Source organism: Burkholderia sp. AU45251 (assembly GCF_030482905.1).
Classification (GTDB): Bacteria; Pseudomonadota; Gammaproteobacteria; order Burkholderiales; family Burkholderiaceae; genus Burkholderia; species Burkholderia aenigmatica.
In genome coordinates this window covers 73,010-91,882 of sequence record NZ_JAUJQH010000013.1, presented here as the reverse complement: position 1 = coordinate 91,882, position 18,873 = coordinate 73,010, and the positions used below count along the sequence as shown (strand labels likewise).

The window sequence follows — 18,873 nt, the reverse complement described above, 5'->3', positions numbered from 1 at the left end:
GGGGCCAGCAACTATTCGCGACGCACGCGCAGCAGGAACTTCTGCAGCTTGCCCGTCGGCGTGCGCGGCAGCGCCTGCGCGAACGTGAATTCGCGCGGGATCTTGTACGCAGCGAGCCGCTCGCCGCAGAACGCACGGAGCGCTTCCGCGTCGGGCACCGCGTTCGCGCGCAGCACCACGTGCGCGACGACCGCTTCGCCCCAGTCGGGATGCGGGACGCCGACGACGGCCGCCTCGGCGATGTCCGGGTGCGCGCCGAGCACGTCCTCCACTTCCTTCGAATAGACGTTCTCGCCGCCGGTCACGATCATGTCCTTCAGCCGGTCGACGATGAACAGGTAGCCCTCCTGATCGATTCGCGCGATGTCGCCGGTGCGATACCAGCCGTCCGGCGCGAACGCGGCGCGTGTCGCGGCCACATCGTCGAGATAGCCGAGCATCATGCTGTCGGTCTTCAGCCAGATTTCGCCGGTCTCGCCCGGCTGCGCGTCGATGCCGTCCATCCGCACGACGCGCAGGTCGACGCCCGGGCCGCCCGTGCGGCCGATCGAACCGGCCTTCGCGATCTGCTCGTCCGGATACAGCGTCGTGCCGGCCGGGCCCGCTTCCGTCATGCCGTACACCTGGAAGAACGCGTCGCTGCGATACGCGCGCGCGAGCCGCTCGGCCTGCGCGGGGCCGATCGGGCCGCCGCCGTACAGCCAGGCGCGCACGCTCGACAGGTCGAATGCCGCGAAGCCGTCGATCGTGTCGAGCGGCAGCAGGTACGACACCGGCGCGCCGAAATACAGCGTCACGCGCTCGCGTTCAACGGTCTGCAGGAATCGCAGCGGATGGTATTCGCGCAGCAGCACGACGGTGCCGCCCGCATACAGCGTGCCGCCGAACCAGTTGTTCAGCGGCGACGAATGCCAGATCGGCATCGCCATCAGCGTGCGCTCGTTGCGGCCGATGCCGATTGCGAGCGCCGCCTGCATTGCCGCGAGCGTCACGGTGCGGTGGCTGTGCACGCAGCCTTTCGGGTGGCCGGTCGTGCCGGACGTATAGAGGATCTGCGCGATGTCGCCGTCGGCCGGCTCGATACCCGCGAGGCCGTCCCGCGTCGCGCACAGCGTGTCGAAGCACGGCACGCCGTCGAGCTCGCCTTCGGTCACGAGCCGTCGCGCGGGATGCACGAGGCGTTCGATCACCGGCGCGAGCGCCACGTCGAACAACAGCGCCTTGCTGCGGCTGTGTTCGAGCACGTAGTCGACTTCCGGCGCCTGCAGCTTGTGATTGATCGGCACGAACGTCGCGCCGAGTCGCCATGCGCCGAACATCAGGTCGACGAAGGCCGGCGTGTTAAAGCACATCGCGGCGACGCGGTCGCCGGCCGCGATGCCGAGCGCGCTCAGCACGGCCGCCGCGCGGTGCGAGCGCTCGCGCGCGGCGGCATAGGTGATCGTCGCGGATTCGCTGACGAGGAACGGCTTGTCGGGCGTCGCACGGGCGGCGCGGTCGAGGGCGGCGACGAGGTTCATCATCAGGGCTCCGGGCGGGCGAACGAAGGCGAACTGGGCGGTGCTAAGCGATCCGAAAGGGCATCAGGCCGGGTACGCGCGCTGCAGCAGCGCGGCGACGTCGATCGCGTGCGGGTCGAAGCCGCCCGCGATGCGGCCCCAGTCGGGCGCGGCGAGCCGCGTCGCGACGAATGCATCGGCGACGGCCGCCGGCGCGTCGCGGCGCAGCAGGCATGCCTGCGCGACCACCGCGAGCCGCTGCGCGAATACGCGGCCGGACGCCTCGAGCGTGTCGGCCGGCGCCGCGAGCATCGCGCGCAGCGTATCGAGCGCCGCGCGGATGCGCGGTTCGCCCGCGCCGAGGTCGGCGAGTTCGGCGAACAGCGCGGCGGCCGCGTCGGGTTCGCGCGATATCGCGCGCAGCACGTCGAGGCACATCACGTTGCCCGAGCCCTCCCAGATCGAGTTGACGGGCGCCTCGCGGAACAGCCGCGCGATCGGGCCGTCGTCGACATAGCCGTTGCCGCCGAACACTTCCATCACTTCGCCAGTCAATTCGACCGCGCGCTTGCACACCCAGAATTTCGCGGCGGGCGTGACGATGCGCTTCCACGCGCGTTCGCGCGGCGAGTCGTCGCGCTCGAACGCGTCGGCGAGACGCATCGACAGGGAAAGGGCCGCTTCGCTTTCGAGCGCGAGATCGGCGAGCACGGTGCGCATCAGCGGCTGCTCGGCGAGCGCGCGGCCGAACGCATGGCGCTGGCGCGTGTACGCGATCGCCTGCACGACGCCCTGGCGCAGCATCGCCGCACTGCCGAGCACGCAGTTCAGCCGCGTGTAGGTGGCCATTTCGATGATGGTCGGAATGCCGCGACCTTCGTCGCCGAGCATGATGCCCCACGCGTCGTTCAGCTCGATTTCGCTGCTCGAGTTGCTGCGGTTGCCGACCTTGTCCTTCAGCCGCTGGATCTCGACCGCGTTCTTCGTGCCGTCCGGGCGCCAGCGCGGCACGTAGAAGCACGACGGGCTGCCGGCTTCGGTGCGCGCGACGACGAGGTGCGCATCGCACATCGGCGCGGAGAAGAACCACTTGTGGCCGCGCAGCCGGTATTCGCCGCCGCGACCACCCGCGCCCACGGCGGTCGCGAGCGTCGTGTTCGCGCGCACGTCGGAGCCGCCCTGTTTCTCGGTCATGCCCATGCCGAACCAGATCGAGCGCTTGTCGGCGACCGGCACGTCGCGCGGATCGTAGTCGTCGCTGTAGAGCTTGTCGCGCAGCAGCGCCCACAGCGCGGGCTCCTTCTGCAGCACGGGGATTGCGGCCTGCGTCATCGTCGCCGGGCACAGCGTGCCGGCCTCGATCTGGCCATGCAGGTAGAAGCCGGCCGCGGTCGCGGCCCAGCGGCCGCGGCGCGACTCGCGGAACGCGAGCGACACGAAGCCTTCGTGGCGGTACTGGCCGAGCAGCGTGTGCCAGGCCGGATGGAAGTCGACGCGATCGATGCGCCGGCCGCGCCGGTCGAACGTGTTCAGTTCCGGCGTGTGGCGGTTCGCTGCGTCGGCGAGCCGTGCGGTGTCGGCGCTGCCGAGCCGCGCGCCGTACGCGTCGAGCTGCGGCATGGCCCAGTCGGCGCCCGCGCGGGTGAGCGCGTCGCGCAGCGCGATGTCCGTCGCGAAGAGGTTATAGTCGACCAGTTCGTCGAACTGGTTCGTGACGGCGTGAGTCGATTCGGTCATCGAGGTTGTCTCCGGTCTCATGCTTCGCGGGCGGCCGGCGCCATGCCCCACGAATGGCGCGTCGGCGCCGGTTCCGGCCCCCGGTAAAACGCATTCCCTGCTGATTTCCAGAGTAGCAAATATGCCGCCGCGACATGTTCAGGTTCCGGCGCCGCCCGGCCAGCCGGCGGCGCAACCCGCGCCCGCCTTGCGCCGCCGGCCGCGCCAGTCGCGCGCGCAGGCGAGTTCGGACGCGCTGCAGCAGGCGTTCGTTCAGCTTTTGCTCGAACGCGGCTACGCGAAGGCGACGATTCGCGAGATCGCGGCCGTCGCGGGTGTCAGCATCGGCACCTTCTACGAGTATTTCGGCGACAAGCAGAGCCTCGCGGCGCTCTGCATCCACCGGCACGTGCTGGCGTTGGCCGACCGGCTGCGCGACACCGTGGCGCGACGGCGCGGTGCGCCACGGGCCGAACTCGCCGCCGCGCTCGTCGACTTGCAGGTCGAGGCGATCGGCGCTGACGCGGCGCTGTGGGGCGCGCTCTTCGCGCTGGAGCGGCAGGTGTCGCCGCTCACCGCCTACCGCCGGCATTACGACGCGTATGTCGCGCTGTGGCGCGACGCGCTCGCGCACGCGGCCGATCCGCCGCCGGCCGCGCGGCTCGACGGGCTCGCGCGGATGGCGCACACGATCTGCTACGGCGGGCTCTCGCAGGCGTTGCTGACGCTCGGGCCCGCATTCGACCTCGCCACGCTGCGCGACGAACTGCGGGCCGTGCTGCTCGCCTATCTGGCGGCGGCTGGTCAGCCCCACGAATGAATTTTCCCGAACAGGGGAACGTGCCTTTCCGCCCGCATTGCGGCGTCGTTCGTCGCTTGTCCCCCAAGGGGACTTCCTTCGGGGCGTTTGGCACGGCCAAACGGCGCTCCTCACTTCTTGCATTGCGAGCGGAAAGGCGCGTTCGCAAGCCCGTCATTAGCGTGAACAGGCCCTAGGGGAAATGCCTGATTCGCATGTCAGCCTGGCAGGTGAGCCCTGCCGCTGCATGCCCCTCTTCGCGAGCCATGAGAAAAATGCATGGCCGCCATGACGAACTTTCGATTGTCCGCCGATATTGGCTCGGGCTAAATCATGCGGCAGATGCAGGCCGCGCGCGCCGCGCGGGGCCGCCCGAAGGACATCAGAAGGAGGAGTCATGCGAAGCGCCACCGCGCCCCGTTCGAAACTGCCCGACGTCGGGACGACGATCTTCACGGTGATCGGCCAACTGGCTGCTCGGCACGATGCGTTGAACCTGTCGCAGGGTGCGCCGAATTTTGCGCCCGATCCGGCGCTCGTCGAAGGCGTCGCGCGTGCGATGCGCGACGGGCACAACCAGTACGCGCCGATGGCCGGCGTGATGGCGCTGCGCGAGCGGCTCGCCGAAAAGACCGAGGCGCTGTACGGCGCGCGCTACGACCCGGCGACCGAGATCACGGTGATCGCGAGCGCGAGCGAAGGGCTCTACGCGGCGATCAGCGCGCTCGTGCATCCGGGCGACGAGGTGATCTACTTCGAGCCGTCGTTCGACAGCTATGCGCCGATCGTGCGGCTGCAGGGCGCGACGCCGGTGGCGATCAAGCTGTCACCCGAACATTTCCGCGTGAACTGGGACGAGGTGGCCGCGGCGATCAACCCGCGCACGCGGATGATCATCGTGAACACGCCGCACAACCCGACCGCGACCGTGTTTTCCGCCGACGATCTCGAACGGCTCGCGCAGCTCACGCGCGACACGGGGATCGTGGTGCTGTCCGACGAGGTCTACGAGCACGTCGTGTTCGACGGCGCGCAACACCAGAGCGTGGCGCGCCATCGCGAGCTGGCCGAGCGCAGCGTGATCGTGTCGTCGTTCGGCAAGTCGTTCCACGTGACGGGCTGGCGGGTCGGCCATTGCGTCGCGCCGGCCGAGCTGATGGACGAGATCCGCAAGGTGCACCAGTTCATGGTGTTCGCGGCCGACACACCGATGCAGGTCGCGTTCGCGGAAATTCTCGCGCGGCCGGACAGCTATCTCGGCCTGTCGGCGTTCTACCAGGCCAAGCGCGACCTGCTCGCGCGCGAGCTGGCCGATTCGCGTTTCGAGCTGCTGCCGAGCGAAGGCTCGTTCTTCATGCTCGCGCGCTTCCGGCACTTCTCGGATGAAAGCGACAGCGATTTCGTGCTGCGCCTGATCCGCGACGCGCGTGTCGCGACGATTCCGCTGTCGGCGTTCTATACCGACGGCACCGATGCCGGCGTGATCCGGCTCAGTTTTTCGAAAGACGACGCGACGCTGGTCGAAGGCGCGCGGCGGCTGCGTTCGCTGTAAGGCCCGTACGGGAACCGGCGACGGGAGCGTCGCACCGACCAGACACAGGAGATCACGATGAAGCACACGGCCACCCTGAAACTCGCATTCGCACTGGCGTGCGCCCTCGGCTCGGGCGCGGCGCTCGCCGACGCGCAGACGCTGCGCTTCGGCCTCGAGGCGCAATATCCGCCGTTCGAATCGAAAGCGCCGAGCGGCGACCTGCAGGGCTTCGACATCGACGTCGGCAATGCCGTCTGCCAGACGGCGAAGCTGTCGTGCAAATGGGTCGAGACGTCGTTCGACGGCCTGATTCCCGCGCTGAAGGGGCGCAAGTTCGACGCGATCAATTCGGCAATGAACGCGACCGAGCAGCGCCGCCAGGCGATCGATTTCACGACGATCATCTATCGCGTGCCGACCCAGCTGATCGCGCGCACCGGCAGCGGCCTGCTGCCGACGCCGGAATCGCTGAAGGGCAAGCGCGTCGGCGTGCTGCAGGCATCGATCCAGGAAACCTTCGCGAAGGCTCACTGGGAGCCGGCCGGCGTCGCGATCGTCGCGTACCAGGACCAGAACCAGGCGTATGCGGACCTCGTGTCGGGCCGCCTCGACGCGACGCTCGTGCTCGCGCCGTCCGGCCAGCGCGGCTTCCTGTCGCGTCCGGACGGCAAGGGTTTCTCGTTCGTCGGCCAGCCGGTGCACGACGACAAGATCCTCGGCAGCGGCATCGCATTCGGGCTGCGTAAAGGCGACAGCGCGCTGAAAGCGAAGCTCGATGCGGCGATCGACAAGCTGAAGGCGGACGGCACGGTGAAGTCGCTCGGCCTGAAGTATTTCGGCGATATCGACATCTCGGCGAAGTAAGCGGGGCCGCGCGATGCAGAACCGGAATACGGCCGCCGCGGGTGGCGAACAGGGCGGCGCATCGCTGTCGGGTGACGCACTCGAAGCCGTGCTCGTCGCCGAACTGGGCGATGCACTCGTCACGCGCGCGGCCGACATCGATCCGCGCTATTTCACCGCGTACAACGAGCCGGCCGGCGTGCGGCCGCGCGCGCTGGTGCGCCCGCGCAGCGTCGACGATGTGTCGCGCACGCTCGCGCTGTGCGCGCGGCTCGGCCAGCCGGTCGTGCCGCAGGGTGGCCTGACGGGGCTCGCACGTGGCGCGGTCGCGCTCGGCGGCGAGGTCGTGCTGTCGATGGAACGCTTTGCGGGTATCGAAGCGCTGGACGCGGCGGCCGGCACGATGACGGTACGCGCGGGAACGCCGCTGCAGACGGTGCAGGAAGCCGCGGAAGCGGCCGGTTTCACGTTCGGCGTCGATCTCGGGGCGCGCGGCTCATGCCAGATCGGCGGCATGCTGGCGACCAACGCGGGCGGCACGCGCGCGATCCGCTACGGAATGATGCGCGAGCAGGTGCTCGGGCTCGAGGCCGTGCTCGCGGACGGCACGGTCGTGTCGTCGATGAACCGGATGCTGAAGAACAACGCGGGCTACGACCTGAAGCAGCTGTTCATCGGCAGCGAAGGGACGCTCGGTGTCGTCACGCGCGCCGTGCTGCGGCTGCACCCGTTGTTGGCCGCGCCGTCCACGGCGCTGTGCCGCGTGCGCGACTACGACGCGGTGGTCGCGCTGTGGAACCGCGTGCGCATGCTGCCGGAAGTGGTCAGCTTCGAGGCGATGTGGCCGGCGTTCTACGACTACGTTGCACGTCATACGCCGGGTGTTTCGGCGCCGTTTGTCGGCGACGATGGCTTCGCGATCCTGATCGAATGCGCGACGAGCGCACCGGGCGGCGACGCGCATCATGCGCTGGAAACCGGCCTCGCGGCGGGGTTCGACGCAGGGCTCGTGGAGGATGCGGTGCTCGCGACGTCGGAGCGGCAGGCGCGCGACCTGTGGACGTTGCGCGAAGGCCTCGCAATCGATGCGCTGCCGCATCTCGTCAACTTCGACGTGAGTCTGCCGACCGGCGAGCTCGGCGCGTTCGCCGAGCGCTGCGAGGCGGCGTTGCGGGCGCGCTGGCCGGACGTTACGTGTCTGTTCTTCGGCCATGTCGGCGACGGCAACGTGCATATCGGCGTGTCGCTGGCCGGGATGACCGACGCGGACCTCGACGCGCTCGATCACTGCGTGTACGCGGTGGTGCGGGACATGGGTGGTTCGGTGTCGGCCGAGCACGGGATCGGCGTGCTCAAGCGTCCTTATCTCGCGCACACGCGCAGCGACGCGGAAATCGGGCTGATGCGACGCCTGAAGGCCGCGCTGGATCCACTCGGCATCCTGAATCCCGGCAAGGTGCTTTAACGGGGCCGATCCCCCTGGTTCGTGTGGATCGGCCTGCGCGACCCGTCAACCATTCACCCAGCGCAGCGCGCCGATCTTCAGGTGTTCGACGACGCTGCGTGCCCATTCGAGTTCGGCATTGAGCAGCACGAGCGCGTGCTCGTTCTGCAGCAGGAACAGGCGCGGCACCTGATCGGCCTGCGCGGTGGCGCGCAGCGTTTCGAGGCGCTCGCGCTCGGCGTCGAGCCGGGCGATCCGAAGCTCGAGCTGATGGCGTGCATCTTCCGCGTCGAGCAGCGGCAGGAACGCGAGACCGGCGCCGAATGCCGGGAATTCACGCGCGGGCTCCGCGAGCAGCGCATGCAGCCACGCCTGCCCGGCCGTGTGCCCGGCTTCGGTCAGCGCATACAGCGTGCGCTCCGGAAACGCGCCATCCCGCTCGGTGTCGTGCACGGCGATCATCCCGTCGCGCAGCAGCCGGTCGATCGTCTGATAGAGGCTCGTGCGCTGCCGCACGTTGACGACTTCGTCGTACCCGCGAGCCTTCAGTTGCTGCAGCATCCCGTACGGATGCATCGGCGTTTCGGTGAGCGTCGCGAGGACGGCCAGCGCGAGCGGGGACGGACGGCTAGTGGACATGAATAGTTATGATAGATCTAGTAAGAATATAACTATTCTCAACCAGACTATCATATTTCACAAGGGTTTCAGCCGAGGTGCGAGCGCTTCGCAGCCGGGGCGACGGTTTCCATCGTCGCGAGACCGTGCACGATGCCGCAATCCTCGACCGAATGCTCGCCGACGCACTGGCGGCGCAATTCAGTGAGCTGGTCGCGTAGATGCGTGAGTTCCGCGAGGCGCGCATCGACATGTCCGATGTGTTCGTCGAGCAGCGAATTGATCGAATCGCACGGATCGGCCGGCGTGTCGGTGAGCTGCAGCAGCGCGCGGATTTCGTCGTGTGCCATGTCGAGCGCGCGGCAGTTGCGGATGAAGCGCAACCGTTCGACGTGCACGTCGGTGTAGTTGCGGTAGTTCGAGTCGGTGCGCTCTGCATCCGGCATCAGACCCTCTTTCTCGTAGAAACGGATCGTCTCGGGTGTGCAGCGGGCCGCTTTGGCCAGTTCGCCGATCTTCATGCCTTTCTCCCGTGTAAGGGTTGACCTTGTAGTGGCTTCAGGGTGTTAACTCTACACCGTTAGCCATTGAGGAGGTTGTCATGACCGACGCCCAGCGTACCCACGACCCACGACACCGTCATGCCGGCGGCGCCGCTCCGTGCTGCGCCGACGCGCACGATACGGATACGGCCACCGTCGCCGATGCGGCGCCGGTGGCCGGCGAGCACGCGCACGGCGAGGTCGCCGCAGCGCGCGACGCGCAGTCGCGTGTCCATAGCCACGACCACGATCATGAACATGATCACGGGCACGTGGGGCGTGACGATGGTCACGTCCACGGCGCCGGTTGCAGCCACGGCAGCGGTAAGGAACACGACCACGACCATGCGCACGAGCACGAGCACGAGCACGAGCACGAGCACGAGCACGAGCACGGCGACGGCCATGTCCATGGCGCCGCCTGCGTACACGGCAGCGCCGCGCACGACCATGCCGGTCACGACCACGACCACGACCACGCGGCCGGCAACTGCTGCGCGCCTGCCGCGCTGACGCTCGCGCCGCTGCCGGTCGCGCAGGCGACCGCGTCGGGCCACGTGCGCTCCGCGTTCCGGATCATGCAGATGGACTGCCCGACCGAGGAAACGCTGATCCGCAAGAAGCTCGGCGGGATGAGCGAAGTGTCGGCGCTCGAATTCAACCTGATGCAGCGGATGCTGACCGTCGAGCACGTGCCGGGCGCCCAGCTCGCGATCGACAGCGCGATCCGCTCGCTCGGCATGACGCCCGAGGCAGCAGCGCCCGGCGCGCCGGCCGCGCGCGTCGCCGACGCACCCGCGAAGCCGTGGTGGCCGCTGGCGCTGGCCGGCGTTGCCGCGATCGCGTCCGAGGGCGCGACCTGGGCCGGCCTGCCCGTGTGGTTGTCGGCGGCGCTCGCGCTCGCGGCGGTGCTCGCGTGCGGGCTCACCACGTACAAGAAGGGCTGGATCGCGATTCGCAACGGCAACCTGAACATCAACGCGCTGATGAGCATCGCGGTGACGGGCGCGATGGCGATCGGCCAGTGGCCGGAAGCCGCGATGGTGATGGTGCTGTTCACGATTGCCGAGCTGATCGAAGCGAAGTCGCTCGATCGCGCGCGCAATGCGATCCAGGGCCTGATGCAACTCGCGCCGGACACGGCGACCGTGCAGGACACCGACGGATCGTGGCGCACGATCGAGGCCGCGCAGGTGGCGCTCGGCGCAGTCGTGCGCGTGAAGCCGGGCGAGCGGATCGGGCTGGACGGCGAAGTCGTCGCGGGCCGCTCGACGGTGAACCAGGCGCCGATCACCGGCGAGAGCCTGCCCGTCGAAAAGACGACCGGCGACGCCGTGTACGCGGGCACGATCAACGAATCGGGTTCGTTCGAATATCGCGTGACGGCCGTCGCGGCCAACTCGACGCTCGCGCGGATCATCCACGCGGTTGAAGAAGCTCAAGGTGCGAAGGCGCCGACGCAACGCTTCGTCGACCAGTTCGCACGCGTCTACACGCCGATCGTGTTCGCGGTCGCGCTGCTGGTCGCGGTCGTGCCGCCGCTCGTGATGGGCGGGGCGTGGCACGACTGGATCTACCGCGCGCTGGTGCTGCTCGTGATCGCATGCCCGTGCGCACTGGTGATCTCGACGCCGGTGACGATCGTGTCGGGGCTCGCGGCCGCGGCGCGGCGAGGGATTCTCGTGAAGGGCGGCGTGTACCTGGAAGAAGGGCGCAAGCTCGCGTGGCTCGCGCTCGACAAGACCGGCACGATCACGCATGGCAAGCCGGTGCAGACCGACTTCGACCTGCATGCGGACGACGCTGATGCGGCACGTGTACGGCACCTCGGTGCGAGCCTCGCGGCGCGTTCCGATCACCCGGTGTCGCAGGCGATCGCAACTGCCGCGCGCGACGCCGGCACGACGGCCTTCGCCGATGTACAGGACTTCGAAGCGATCGTCGGGCGCGGCGTGCGCGGCACGATCGACGGCACGCGCTACTGGCTCGGCAACCATCGCCTCGTCGAGGAACTCGAGCGCTGCTCGACGGCCCTTGAAGCGAAGCTCGATGCGCTCGAGCGGCAGGGCAAGAGCGTCGTCGTGCTGGTCGACGAAGCGCGCGTGCTTGGCATCTTCGCGGTGGCCGACACGATCAAGGACACGAGCCGTGAAGCGATCGCCGATCTGCACGCGCTCGGCATCCGCACCGCGATGCTGACGGGCGACAACCCGCATACCGCGCAGGCGATTGCGCAGCAGGCCGGCATCGACGACGCCCGCGGCAACCAGTTGCCGGAAGACAAGCTCGCGGCGGTCGAGGAACTGGCGGCCGGCGGTGCGGGTGCGGTCGGGATGGTCGGCGACGGCATCAACGATGCGCCGGCGCTCGCGCGCGCCGACATCGGCTTCGCGATGGGCGCGATGGGCACCGACACGGCGATCGAGACGGCCGACGTCGCACTGATGGACGACGACCTGCGCAAGATTCCCGCGTTCGTGCGGCTGTCGCGCGCGACGCATCGCGTACTGGTGCAGAACATCGGCTTCGCGCTCGGCGTGAAGATCGTGTTCCTCGGCCTCACGGTCGCGGGGCTCGGCACGATGTGGATGGCGGTCTTTGCGGACGCGGGCGCAAGCCTGATCGTCGTGGCCAACGGTTTGCGGCTGCTATCGTCCTCGGGGGCGTTCCGCGGCGCGCAGGCCAAGCGTTGAGGAGCAGGCGATGAGCTTTCTGAAACGAATCCTGGGCGGCCACGGCGGTGGTCATGGCGGCGGGCACGGCAACAGTGGGCACGGTGGCGGGCATCACGGCGGGCAGCGCCAGGACGGGCATGGCGGCCATGATGCGCGCGGCCGCGATCGCCACGGCTGGGGCTGGCAGGCGCCGGCCGACAGTCGAAGCGGGCAGGGCGGTAACGTGCCGCTGAGCCGGCTTGCCTGTGCGGGCTGCGGCGCGCTCAATGCGACCGATGCGCGCTTCTGCGCGCAGTGCGGTGCCGCGCAACGCGGCAAGTCCTGCAGCCGCTGCCACTCGGCGCTGGCGGACGACGCGCGGTTTTGCCCCGGGTGTGGGACGCAGGCTGCGTAAGTCAGTTTGTCCGCGCATGCGCGCCGGCGGCGTGGGAACGCCGGCCGGCGCGCTTCGTTTCAGGGCCGGCGCACGGCCCGTCGATCAGCGCAGCGGCAGGTAGAGCTCGGTGCGCAGATCGGCTGGCGCGGTATCCATCGGCGAATTGAGATACAGCTCGAACGGCGGCGCGTTGGCGGCTTCGCGGCCCGAGTGACGCAGCCAGTCGCCGTAGAGCCACTGGTAGGCCGCCTTCAGGTCCGCATACGGCCCCGTATGCAGCAACACCGCGTATTCGCCGCCCGCCACAGTCGCGCGCTCCACCGGCGGCGCGGGTTCGACGTCCGGCGCGCCGTTGGCCGGCATGAAGCAGGCTTTTGCGCGCAGCTGCGCTTCGGGCGTCGTGTCTGGGTCATCGTAAAAAATGCCGATCATCTTCGCGCCCGGGCCGATCAGCCCGTGTTGCCCGACCCATCCGCCGATTCGCATGAATGCGTCGCTGACCTTCATGTACGGCCCGGTGTGCGCCACGGCATAGCCATGCAACTCCGGCAATCGCCGGATCTCGACTTCATGCTTGAACATGTCTTCTTCTCCTCGTTGTAGCGGATAGATGGGCCGGTGGCTGCCCGTGCGCCGGTGCTGCACGGGCGGCACGCCGTATGCGTCGCGAAACGCCCGCGCGAACGCGTGCGTCGAACCGTAGCCCGCGCGCCGTGCGATCTCGTCGATCGGCCGCGTCGTGCATACGAGATCCTCGGACGCGCGCACGATCCGCATCCGCCGCACCGTCAGCACGATCGATTCGCCGTACAGCGCGCGATAGACGCGCTGCCAGTGATACGGCGACAGGCATGCGACTTCGGCGAGCCGGTTCAGGTCGAGCGGGCCGTCGAGGTGCGCGCGGATGTACTCGTGGCCGCGCGCCACGCTGGCCGCGTAGCGGATCCAGGCGGGCGGATCGGGCTTCGTTTCGACGGTCATCGGCGTGTCCGGGCAGGAACCGACGTCACGGTAGCACGGCCCGAATTGATAAATCTTGCGGAAATGCGTGGGCGGCCGACAAGTCAGGCCCTTTTTATTTCGACGAAATAGGGTCTTGTCCCTCTGCGATCAATGACTAAAGTTAAAGACGGTGAAATCGGGTGATCGCGTCATTTTTCTCGGGTAAGTTGCTCCGTCGGGGCAGCACGCTTTTCGAAGTACGCAGGTAGTTCGTCGATGTTCAATCGCAACACCACGTTTTCGGGAGAAGAAGAAATGGATGCTTCCAGCTTCATCACGTCGCTGCAGACCACGCTAGGGGGGTATCTGCCAAAGATCGCCGGCGCGATCGGCATCCTGGTGATCGGCTGGCTGATCGCCGTCGTGGTGCGGGCCGGCGCGATGCGCCTGCTCGGCGCGCTGAAGGTCGATCAGCGGATCAACGAAAGCACCGGCCAGGGCGCCTATGTCGAGCGCATCATCGCGGGCGGCCTGTTCTGGCTCGTGCTGCTCGTCACCGCGGTGGGCATCTTCAACGTGCTCAACCTGTACGCGGTCTCCAATCCGTTCTCGCTGCTCGTCACGCACATCGTCAACTACCTGCCGAACCTGATCGGCGGCGCGGCGCTGACGCTGATCGCGTGGCTCATCGCGTCGCTGCTGCGCAGCCTCGCGAACCGCGCGCTGAAGGCGAGCAAGATCGACGACAAGCTGTCCGAAGGCGCCGGCATGCAGCCGATGAGCGGCTATCTCGGCGACGTGCTGTTCTGGCTCGTGATCCTGATGTTCCTGCCGGCGATCCTCGCATCGTTCGCGCTGTCGGGGCTGCTGTCGCCCGTGCAGGGGATGGTCGACAAGCTGCTCGCGATCGTGCCGAACCTGTTCGCGGCCGCGGTGATCGGCATCGTCGGCTGGATCGTCGCGCGCGTGCTGCGCGGCCTCGTGACGAACCTGCTGGTCGCCGCCGGCGCCGACCGCCTCACGCAGCGCCTCGACAGCCCGACGCCCGTGCGCGTGTCGAGCCTGATCGGCACGATCGTCTACGTGTTCGTGTTCGTGCCGACGCTGATCTCCGCGCTCGACGCGCTGAAGATCGACGCGATCTCGGTGCCGGCCACCAACATGCTGAACCAGTTCCTCGGCGCGGTGCCGGACATCGTCGCGGCGATCGTGATCGTGCTGGTGACGTTCTACTTCGCGCGCTTCGTCGCGTCGCTCGCGCAGAAGCTGCTGGAAGCCGCGGGCGCCGACGGGCTGCCGGCCGTGCTCGGCGTCGAGCGCGTGTTCTCGGGAATCCTGCAGCCGTCGGTGCTGGTCGCGCGGCTGATCGTGTTCTTCGCGATGCTGTTCGCATCGGTCGAAGCCGCGAACCGGCTCGGCTTCTCGCAGGTGCGCGACGTCGTCACGCTGTTCATCGAATTCGGCGGCCACGTGCTGATGGGCGGCGTGATCCTCGTGATCGGCGTGTGGCTCGCGGGCCTCGCGCGCCGCGTGATCGAGCAGGCCGACCGTGAGCACAGCGTACTGTTCGCGCGCATCGCGCAATTTGCGATCCTGGGCCTCGTGTTCGCAATGGGGCTGCGCGCGATGGGCATCGCGAACGAGATCGTCCAGCTCGCGTTCGGCCTCGTGCTCGGCGCGATCGCGGTGGCGGTGGCGCTGTCGTTCGGCCTCGGCGGCCGCGAAGCGGCCGGCAAGCTGCTCGACCGCTGGTTCAACCAGCGCAGCGGCGGGCAGTAACGCCACGCTCGTGCAGCCGTCCGGTCGCGTCGGGCGGCCGGATGGTGCTGCACACGCCAGTGCTTGCATCCCATGGCGCGCGAACGGCACGCGACAGCGTCCGTTCGCGCGTCGTCTCGCATGCGTACGACCACTCGGCCGGAACCGGCGCAGGCCGCAACGGCGTATCCGGCTGCGCGCGGGCGCCTTGCCGATCGGCTTCGTCCGTCGCGCCGCGTCCGCGTTTCCGTCAGCGAAATGTCAGTCGCGATCTTTGCCGAATTTCGATAACACGTCGTTTAATGACTCTCTAGCATCGATTCTCAGTCGCGCAGGCCGGCAGGCCCGGCGCCTTTGAGGAGAGAGTCCGATGAAAGCAGAGTCGAATGGCCGGCCCGCCGCCGGCGCCAAGTCGTCCGGCCAGCCCGCGCTGCAGCAGACGCTCGGGACCTGGCAACTGTGGGGCATCGCGGTCGGCCTCGTGATTTCCGGCGAATACTTCGGCTGGAGCTATGGCTGGGCGAGCGCCGGCACGCTGGGCTTCGTCGTCACCGCGCTGTTCGTCGCGGCGATGTACACGACCTTCATCTTCAGTTTCACCGAGCTGACGACGTCGATCCCGCACGCGGGCGGCCCGTTCGCGTATGCGCGGCGTGCGTTCGGCCCGACCGGCGGCTATCTCGCCGGCGCGGCGACGCTCGTCGAGTTCGTGTTCGCGCCGCCCGCGATCGCGCTCGCGATCGGCGCGTACCTGCACGTGCAGTTTCCGGGGCTGGAGCCGAAACATGCGGCGATGGGCGCGTATCTCGTGTTCATGGCGCTGAACATCGTCGGCGTGCAGATCGCGGCGACCTTCGAGCTCGTCGTCACGCTGCTCGCGATCTTCGAGCTGCTGGTGTTCATGGGTGTCGTGTCGCCGGGCTTTGCGTGGAGCAACTTCATGAAGGGCGGCTGGTCGGGCGCCGATCATTTCAGCGTGGGCGCGTTCCACGGGATGTTCGCGGCGATCCCGTTCGCGATCTGGTTTTTCCTCGCGATCGAAGGCGTCGCGATGGCCGCCGAGGAAGCGAAGAACCCGAAGCGCTCGATCCCGATCGCGTACGTGGCCGGGATCCTGACCCTCGTTGCGCTCGCGGTCGGCGTGATGGTGTTCGCCGGCGGCGCGGGCGACTGGACCAAGCTCGCGAACATCAACGATCCGCTGCCGCAGGCGATGAAGTACATCGTCGGCGCGAACAGCGGCTGGATGCACATGCTCGTGTGGCTCGGGCTGTTCGGGCTGGTCGCGTCGTTCCACGGGATCATCCTCGGCTATTCGCGCCAGATCTTCGCGCTGGCCCGCGAAGGCTACCTGCCCGAATGGCTCGCGAAGGTGCATCCGCGCTTCAAGACGCCTTACCGCGCGATCCTCGCGGGCGGCGTGGTCGGCATCGCGGCGATCTACAGCGACGAGCTGATCCAGTTCGGCGGGCAGACGCTGACCGCGAATATCGTGACGATGTCGGTATTCGGTGCGATCGTGATGTATATCGTGAGCATGGCGTCGCTGTTCAAGCTGCGCCGCTCGCAACCGAATCTCGAACGGCCGTTCCGCGCGCCGTTGTACCCGATGTTCCCGGCGTTCGCGATCCTGGCTGCGCTCGTCTGTCTCGGGACCATGATTTACTTCAACGGGCTGGTCGCGCTGGTGTTCGTCGGCTTCCTCGCGTTCGGCTACGCGTACTTCCTCGCGACGCGTTCGCAGCGCGCGAGTGCGCCGGGCGACGCACTGCTGGAGGAGTGAGCGGGATGAAAGTGAAGGGCCGTTTCTGACGGCATCCGGCGCGCCCCGTCGAACGGGCGCGCCGTCGGCTTTTGGCATGGAGGAGACTCGCAGATGTCCTATACGGAGACGATCGGTCCGCGCACGTACCGTTTCGCGGATCTGAAGACGCTGCTCGCGAAGGCGAGCCCGCTGCGTTCCGGCGACCAGCTCGCCGGTGTCGCGGCGGCGAGCGAGGAGGAGCGTGTCGCCGCGAAGATCGCGCTCGCGGGCGTGCCGCTGAAGGCATTCCTGAACGAAGCGGTGATCCCGTATGAAGACGACGAGGTCACGCGCCTCATCGTCGACGATCACGACGCGCAGGCATTCGCGGAAATCTCGCATCTCACCGTCGGCGATTTCCGCAACTGGCTGCTGTCGCCGGCGGCCGACGGCGCGGCGCTCGAACGGATCGCGCCGGGCCTCACGCCCGAGATGGTGGCGGCCGTGTCGAAGCTGATGCGCAACCAGGACCTGATCGCGGCGGCGCGGAAGCGCCGCGTCGTCACGCGCTTTCGCAACACGGTCGGGCTACCGGGCCGGATGTCGGTGCGGCTGCAGCCGAACCACCCGACCGACGACGTGAAGGGGATCGCCGCATCGATGCTCGACGGGCTGATGTACGGCTGCGGCGACGCGATGATCGGCATCAACCCGGCCACCGACAGCCTCGCGGCGATCGTGAAGCTGCTCGCGATGATCGACGGGTTTCGCGAACGCTACGGCGTGCCGACGCAGTCGTGCGTGCTCACGCACGTGACCAACACGATCGCGGCGATCGAGAAGGGCGCGCCGGTCGATCTCGTGTTCCAGTCGATCGCGGGCACCGAGAAGGCGAACGCGAGTTTCGGGATCTCGCTCGCGCTGCTCGGCGAGGCCCGCGAGGCCGCGTTGTCGCTCAAGCGCGGCACCGTCGGCAACAATCTCATGTACTTCGAGACGGGCCAGGGCAGCGCGCTGTCGGCGAATGCGCACTTCGGGGTCGACCAGCAGACCTGCGAAGTGCGCGCGTATGCGGTGGCGCGCAAGTTCGAGCCGTTCCTCGTGAACACGGTGGTCGGCTTCATCGGGCCCGAATACCTGTACGACGGCAAGCAGATCATCCGCGCGGGGCTCGAGGATCACTTCTGCGGGAAGCTGCTCGGCGTGCCGATGGGCTGCGACATCTGCTACACGAACCACGCGGAAGCCGACCAGGACGACATGGACACGCTGCTCACGCTGCTCGGCGCGGCCGGCATCAACTTCATCATGGGGATTCCGGGCGCGGACGACGTGATGCTGAACTACCAGAGCACGTCGTTCCACGATCAGCTCTACGTGCGCGAAGTGCTCGGGTTGCGCCGCGCGCCGGAATTCGAGGAGTGGCTGGAGACGATGGAGATCGCCGACGCGCACGGCGCATTGCGCACCGCGACGTCGCGCGTGCCGCTGCTCGCGGGCGCGAGCGACTGGATGGGGATTTCGGCATGAGCGACGCCGTCGAGAAGAACCCGTGGGCGCAGTTGAAATCGTTCACGAATGCACGGATCGCGCTCGGCCGCGCGGGCAACAGCCTGCCGACCGCGCCGCTGCTCGCGTTCAACCTGTCGCACGCGCAGGCGCGCGACGCGGTGCACCAGCCGCTCGATGCGGATGCGCTGCGGCGGGAGATCGAGGCGGCCGGCCTGCTGCCGACGCTCGGTGTGCAGAGCGCCGCACCGGATCGCGACCATTATCTGCGCCGGCCCGACCTCGGCCGCAAGCTGTCGAATGACAGCCGCGGCCTACTTGCCGGCTATGGCGCGGCGCTCGACGATGCGCCCGACGTCGTGTTCGTGGTCGGCGACGGGCTGTCGGCGTTCGCGGCCGCGAAACAGGCGCTGCCGTTGTTGCAGGCCATAAGGCCGCGGCTCGATGCGGACGGCTGGCGGATCGGCCCGGTGGTGGTCGCGACGCAGGCGCGCGTCGCGCTCGGCGACGAGATCGGCGAATTGCTGCGCGCGAAGGTCGTCGCGATGCTGATCGGTGAACGGCCGGGGCTCAGCTCGCCGGACAGCCTCGGCGTGTACCTGACCTGGGCGCCGAAGGTCGGTTGCCACGACGCATTGCGCAACTGCATCTCGAACGTGCGGCCCGAAGGGCTGCCGTACGCGGGTGCCGCGCACAAGCTGCATTACCTGATGACGCACGCGCGTCGCCTCGGGCTGACGGGCGTCGGGTTGAAGGATGACAGTGATGCGTTGCTGCCGCAGGCGGAAGCGGAGCGGATCGCGGCGGACTGAACGGCGCGCGCGGGATGCCGCCGCACAGCGGCGTTCTGTCGTGCCGTACGGGCGGCGTGTTG

At 68.3% G+C, this 18,873-nt stretch carries 15 protein-coding genes; 10 read left to right on the top strand and 5 right to left on the bottom strand.

Going from position 1 to position 18,873, the window contains the following annotated elements; translation table 11 throughout:
• Window positions 1-11: 11 nt before the first annotated feature.
• Window positions 12-1,520 (bottom strand): class I adenylate-forming enzyme family protein, encoded by a 1,509-nt coding sequence (locus tag QZM67_RS23895; protein ID WP_301807221.1) that lies wholly within the window; start codon window positions 1,518-1,520, stop codon window positions 12-14.
• Window positions 1,521-1,583: 63 nt separating this feature from the next.
• Entirely contained in the window at window positions 1,584-3,236 is a 1,653-nt protein-coding gene (locus QZM67_RS23890) for an acyl-CoA dehydrogenase family protein (protein ID WP_175023457.1), read from the bottom strand.
• A gap of 121 nt (window positions 3,237-3,357) precedes the next feature.
• Between QZM67_RS23890 and QZM67_RS23885 the strand changes: the two genes are divergently transcribed.
• From QZM67_RS23885 to QZM67_RS23870, 4 genes are all read left to right on the top strand, one after another.
• A complete protein-coding gene (locus QZM67_RS23885) occupies window positions 3,358-4,035 on the top strand; it encodes a TetR/AcrR family transcriptional regulator (protein WP_301807055.1) in 678 nt (225 codons plus the stop codon).
• 376 nt (window positions 4,036-4,411) lie between these two features.
• Window positions 4,412-5,566, top strand: a complete 1,155-nt coding sequence (locus QZM67_RS23880) for a pyridoxal phosphate-dependent aminotransferase (protein WP_089449657.1) — start codon at window positions 4,412-4,414, stop codon at window positions 5,564-5,566.
• A 57-nt stretch (window positions 5,567-5,623) separates the two neighbouring features.
• Complete coding sequence (locus tag QZM67_RS23875) at window positions 5,624-6,412, top strand: ABC transporter substrate-binding protein (protein ID WP_089449658.1); 789 nt, start codon at window positions 5,624-5,626, stop codon at window positions 6,410-6,412.
• Window positions 6,413-6,425: 13 nt separating this feature from the next.
• On the top strand, window positions 6,426-7,856 hold the full coding sequence (locus QZM67_RS23870) for an FAD-binding oxidoreductase (protein ID WP_301807052.1): 1,431 nt from the start codon (window positions 6,426-6,428) through the stop codon (window positions 7,854-7,856).
• A gap of 45 nt (window positions 7,857-7,901) precedes the next feature.
• Here the strand turns inward: QZM67_RS23870 and QZM67_RS23865 are convergent, their stop codons facing one another.
• Together QZM67_RS23865 and cadR are read right to left on the bottom strand one after the other, a co-directional pair.
• A complete protein-coding gene (locus QZM67_RS23865; protein WP_175023453.1) occupies window positions 7,902-8,474 on the bottom strand; it encodes a PadR family transcriptional regulator in 573 nt (190 codons plus the stop codon).
• A 68-nt stretch (window positions 8,475-8,542) separates the two neighbouring features.
• Window positions 8,543-8,974 (bottom strand): Cd(II)/Pb(II)-responsive transcriptional regulator, encoded by a 432-nt coding sequence (gene cadR / locus QZM67_RS23860; RefSeq protein ID WP_011350541.1) that lies wholly within the window; start codon window positions 8,972-8,974, stop codon window positions 8,543-8,545.
• Between the two features lie 80 nt (window positions 8,975-9,054).
• Here cadR and QZM67_RS23850 point away from each other — a divergent pair, with 80 nt between their 5' ends.
• Together QZM67_RS23850 and QZM67_RS23845 are read left to right on the top strand one after the other, a co-directional pair.
• The gene (locus QZM67_RS23850; RefSeq protein ID WP_367620451.1) at window positions 9,055-11,688 is read left to right on the top strand and encodes a heavy metal translocating P-type ATPase; all 2,634 of its coding nucleotides are present in this window, start codon (window positions 9,055-9,057) and stop codon (window positions 11,686-11,688) included.
• Window positions 11,689-11,698: 10 nt separating this feature from the next.
• Entirely contained in the window at window positions 11,699-12,064 is a 366-nt protein-coding gene (locus QZM67_RS23845; protein ID WP_175023451.1) for a zinc ribbon domain-containing protein, read from the top strand.
• Window positions 12,065-12,148: 84 nt separating this feature from the next.
• Here QZM67_RS23845 and QZM67_RS23840 read toward each other — a convergent pair whose 3' ends face one another.
• Window positions 12,149-13,027 (bottom strand): GyrI-like domain-containing protein, encoded by an 879-nt coding sequence (locus QZM67_RS23840; protein ID WP_301807045.1) that lies wholly within the window; start codon window positions 13,025-13,027, stop codon window positions 12,149-12,151.
• 276 nt (window positions 13,028-13,303) lie between these two features.
• Here QZM67_RS23840 and QZM67_RS23835 point away from each other — a divergent pair, with 276 nt between their 5' ends.
• The 4 genes from QZM67_RS23835 (at window position 13,304) to eutC (ending at window position 18,811) form a co-directional block, all read left to right on the top strand.
• Entirely contained in the window at window positions 13,304-14,767 is a 1,464-nt protein-coding gene (locus QZM67_RS23835; RefSeq protein ID WP_089449663.1) for a mechanosensitive ion channel, read from the top strand.
• 349 nt (window positions 14,768-15,116) lie between these two features.
• Window positions 15,117-16,529: an ethanolamine permease gene (gene eat / locus QZM67_RS23830; RefSeq protein WP_175023449.1), complete on the top strand. Its 1,413-nt coding sequence runs from the start codon at window positions 15,117-15,119 to the stop codon at window positions 16,527-16,529.
• 93 nt (window positions 16,530-16,622) lie between these two features.
• Entirely contained in the window at window positions 16,623-18,020 is a 1,398-nt protein-coding gene (locus QZM67_RS23825) for an ethanolamine ammonia-lyase subunit EutB (protein ID WP_301807043.1), read from the top strand.
• Entirely contained in the window at window positions 18,017-18,811 is a 795-nt protein-coding gene (eutC, locus tag QZM67_RS23820; protein WP_175023447.1) for an ethanolamine ammonia-lyase subunit EutC, read from the top strand. Before QZM67_RS23825 ends, eutC begins: the two co-directional genes overlap by 4 nt.
• The last annotated feature ends 62 nt before the right edge of the window (window positions 18,812-18,873 follow it).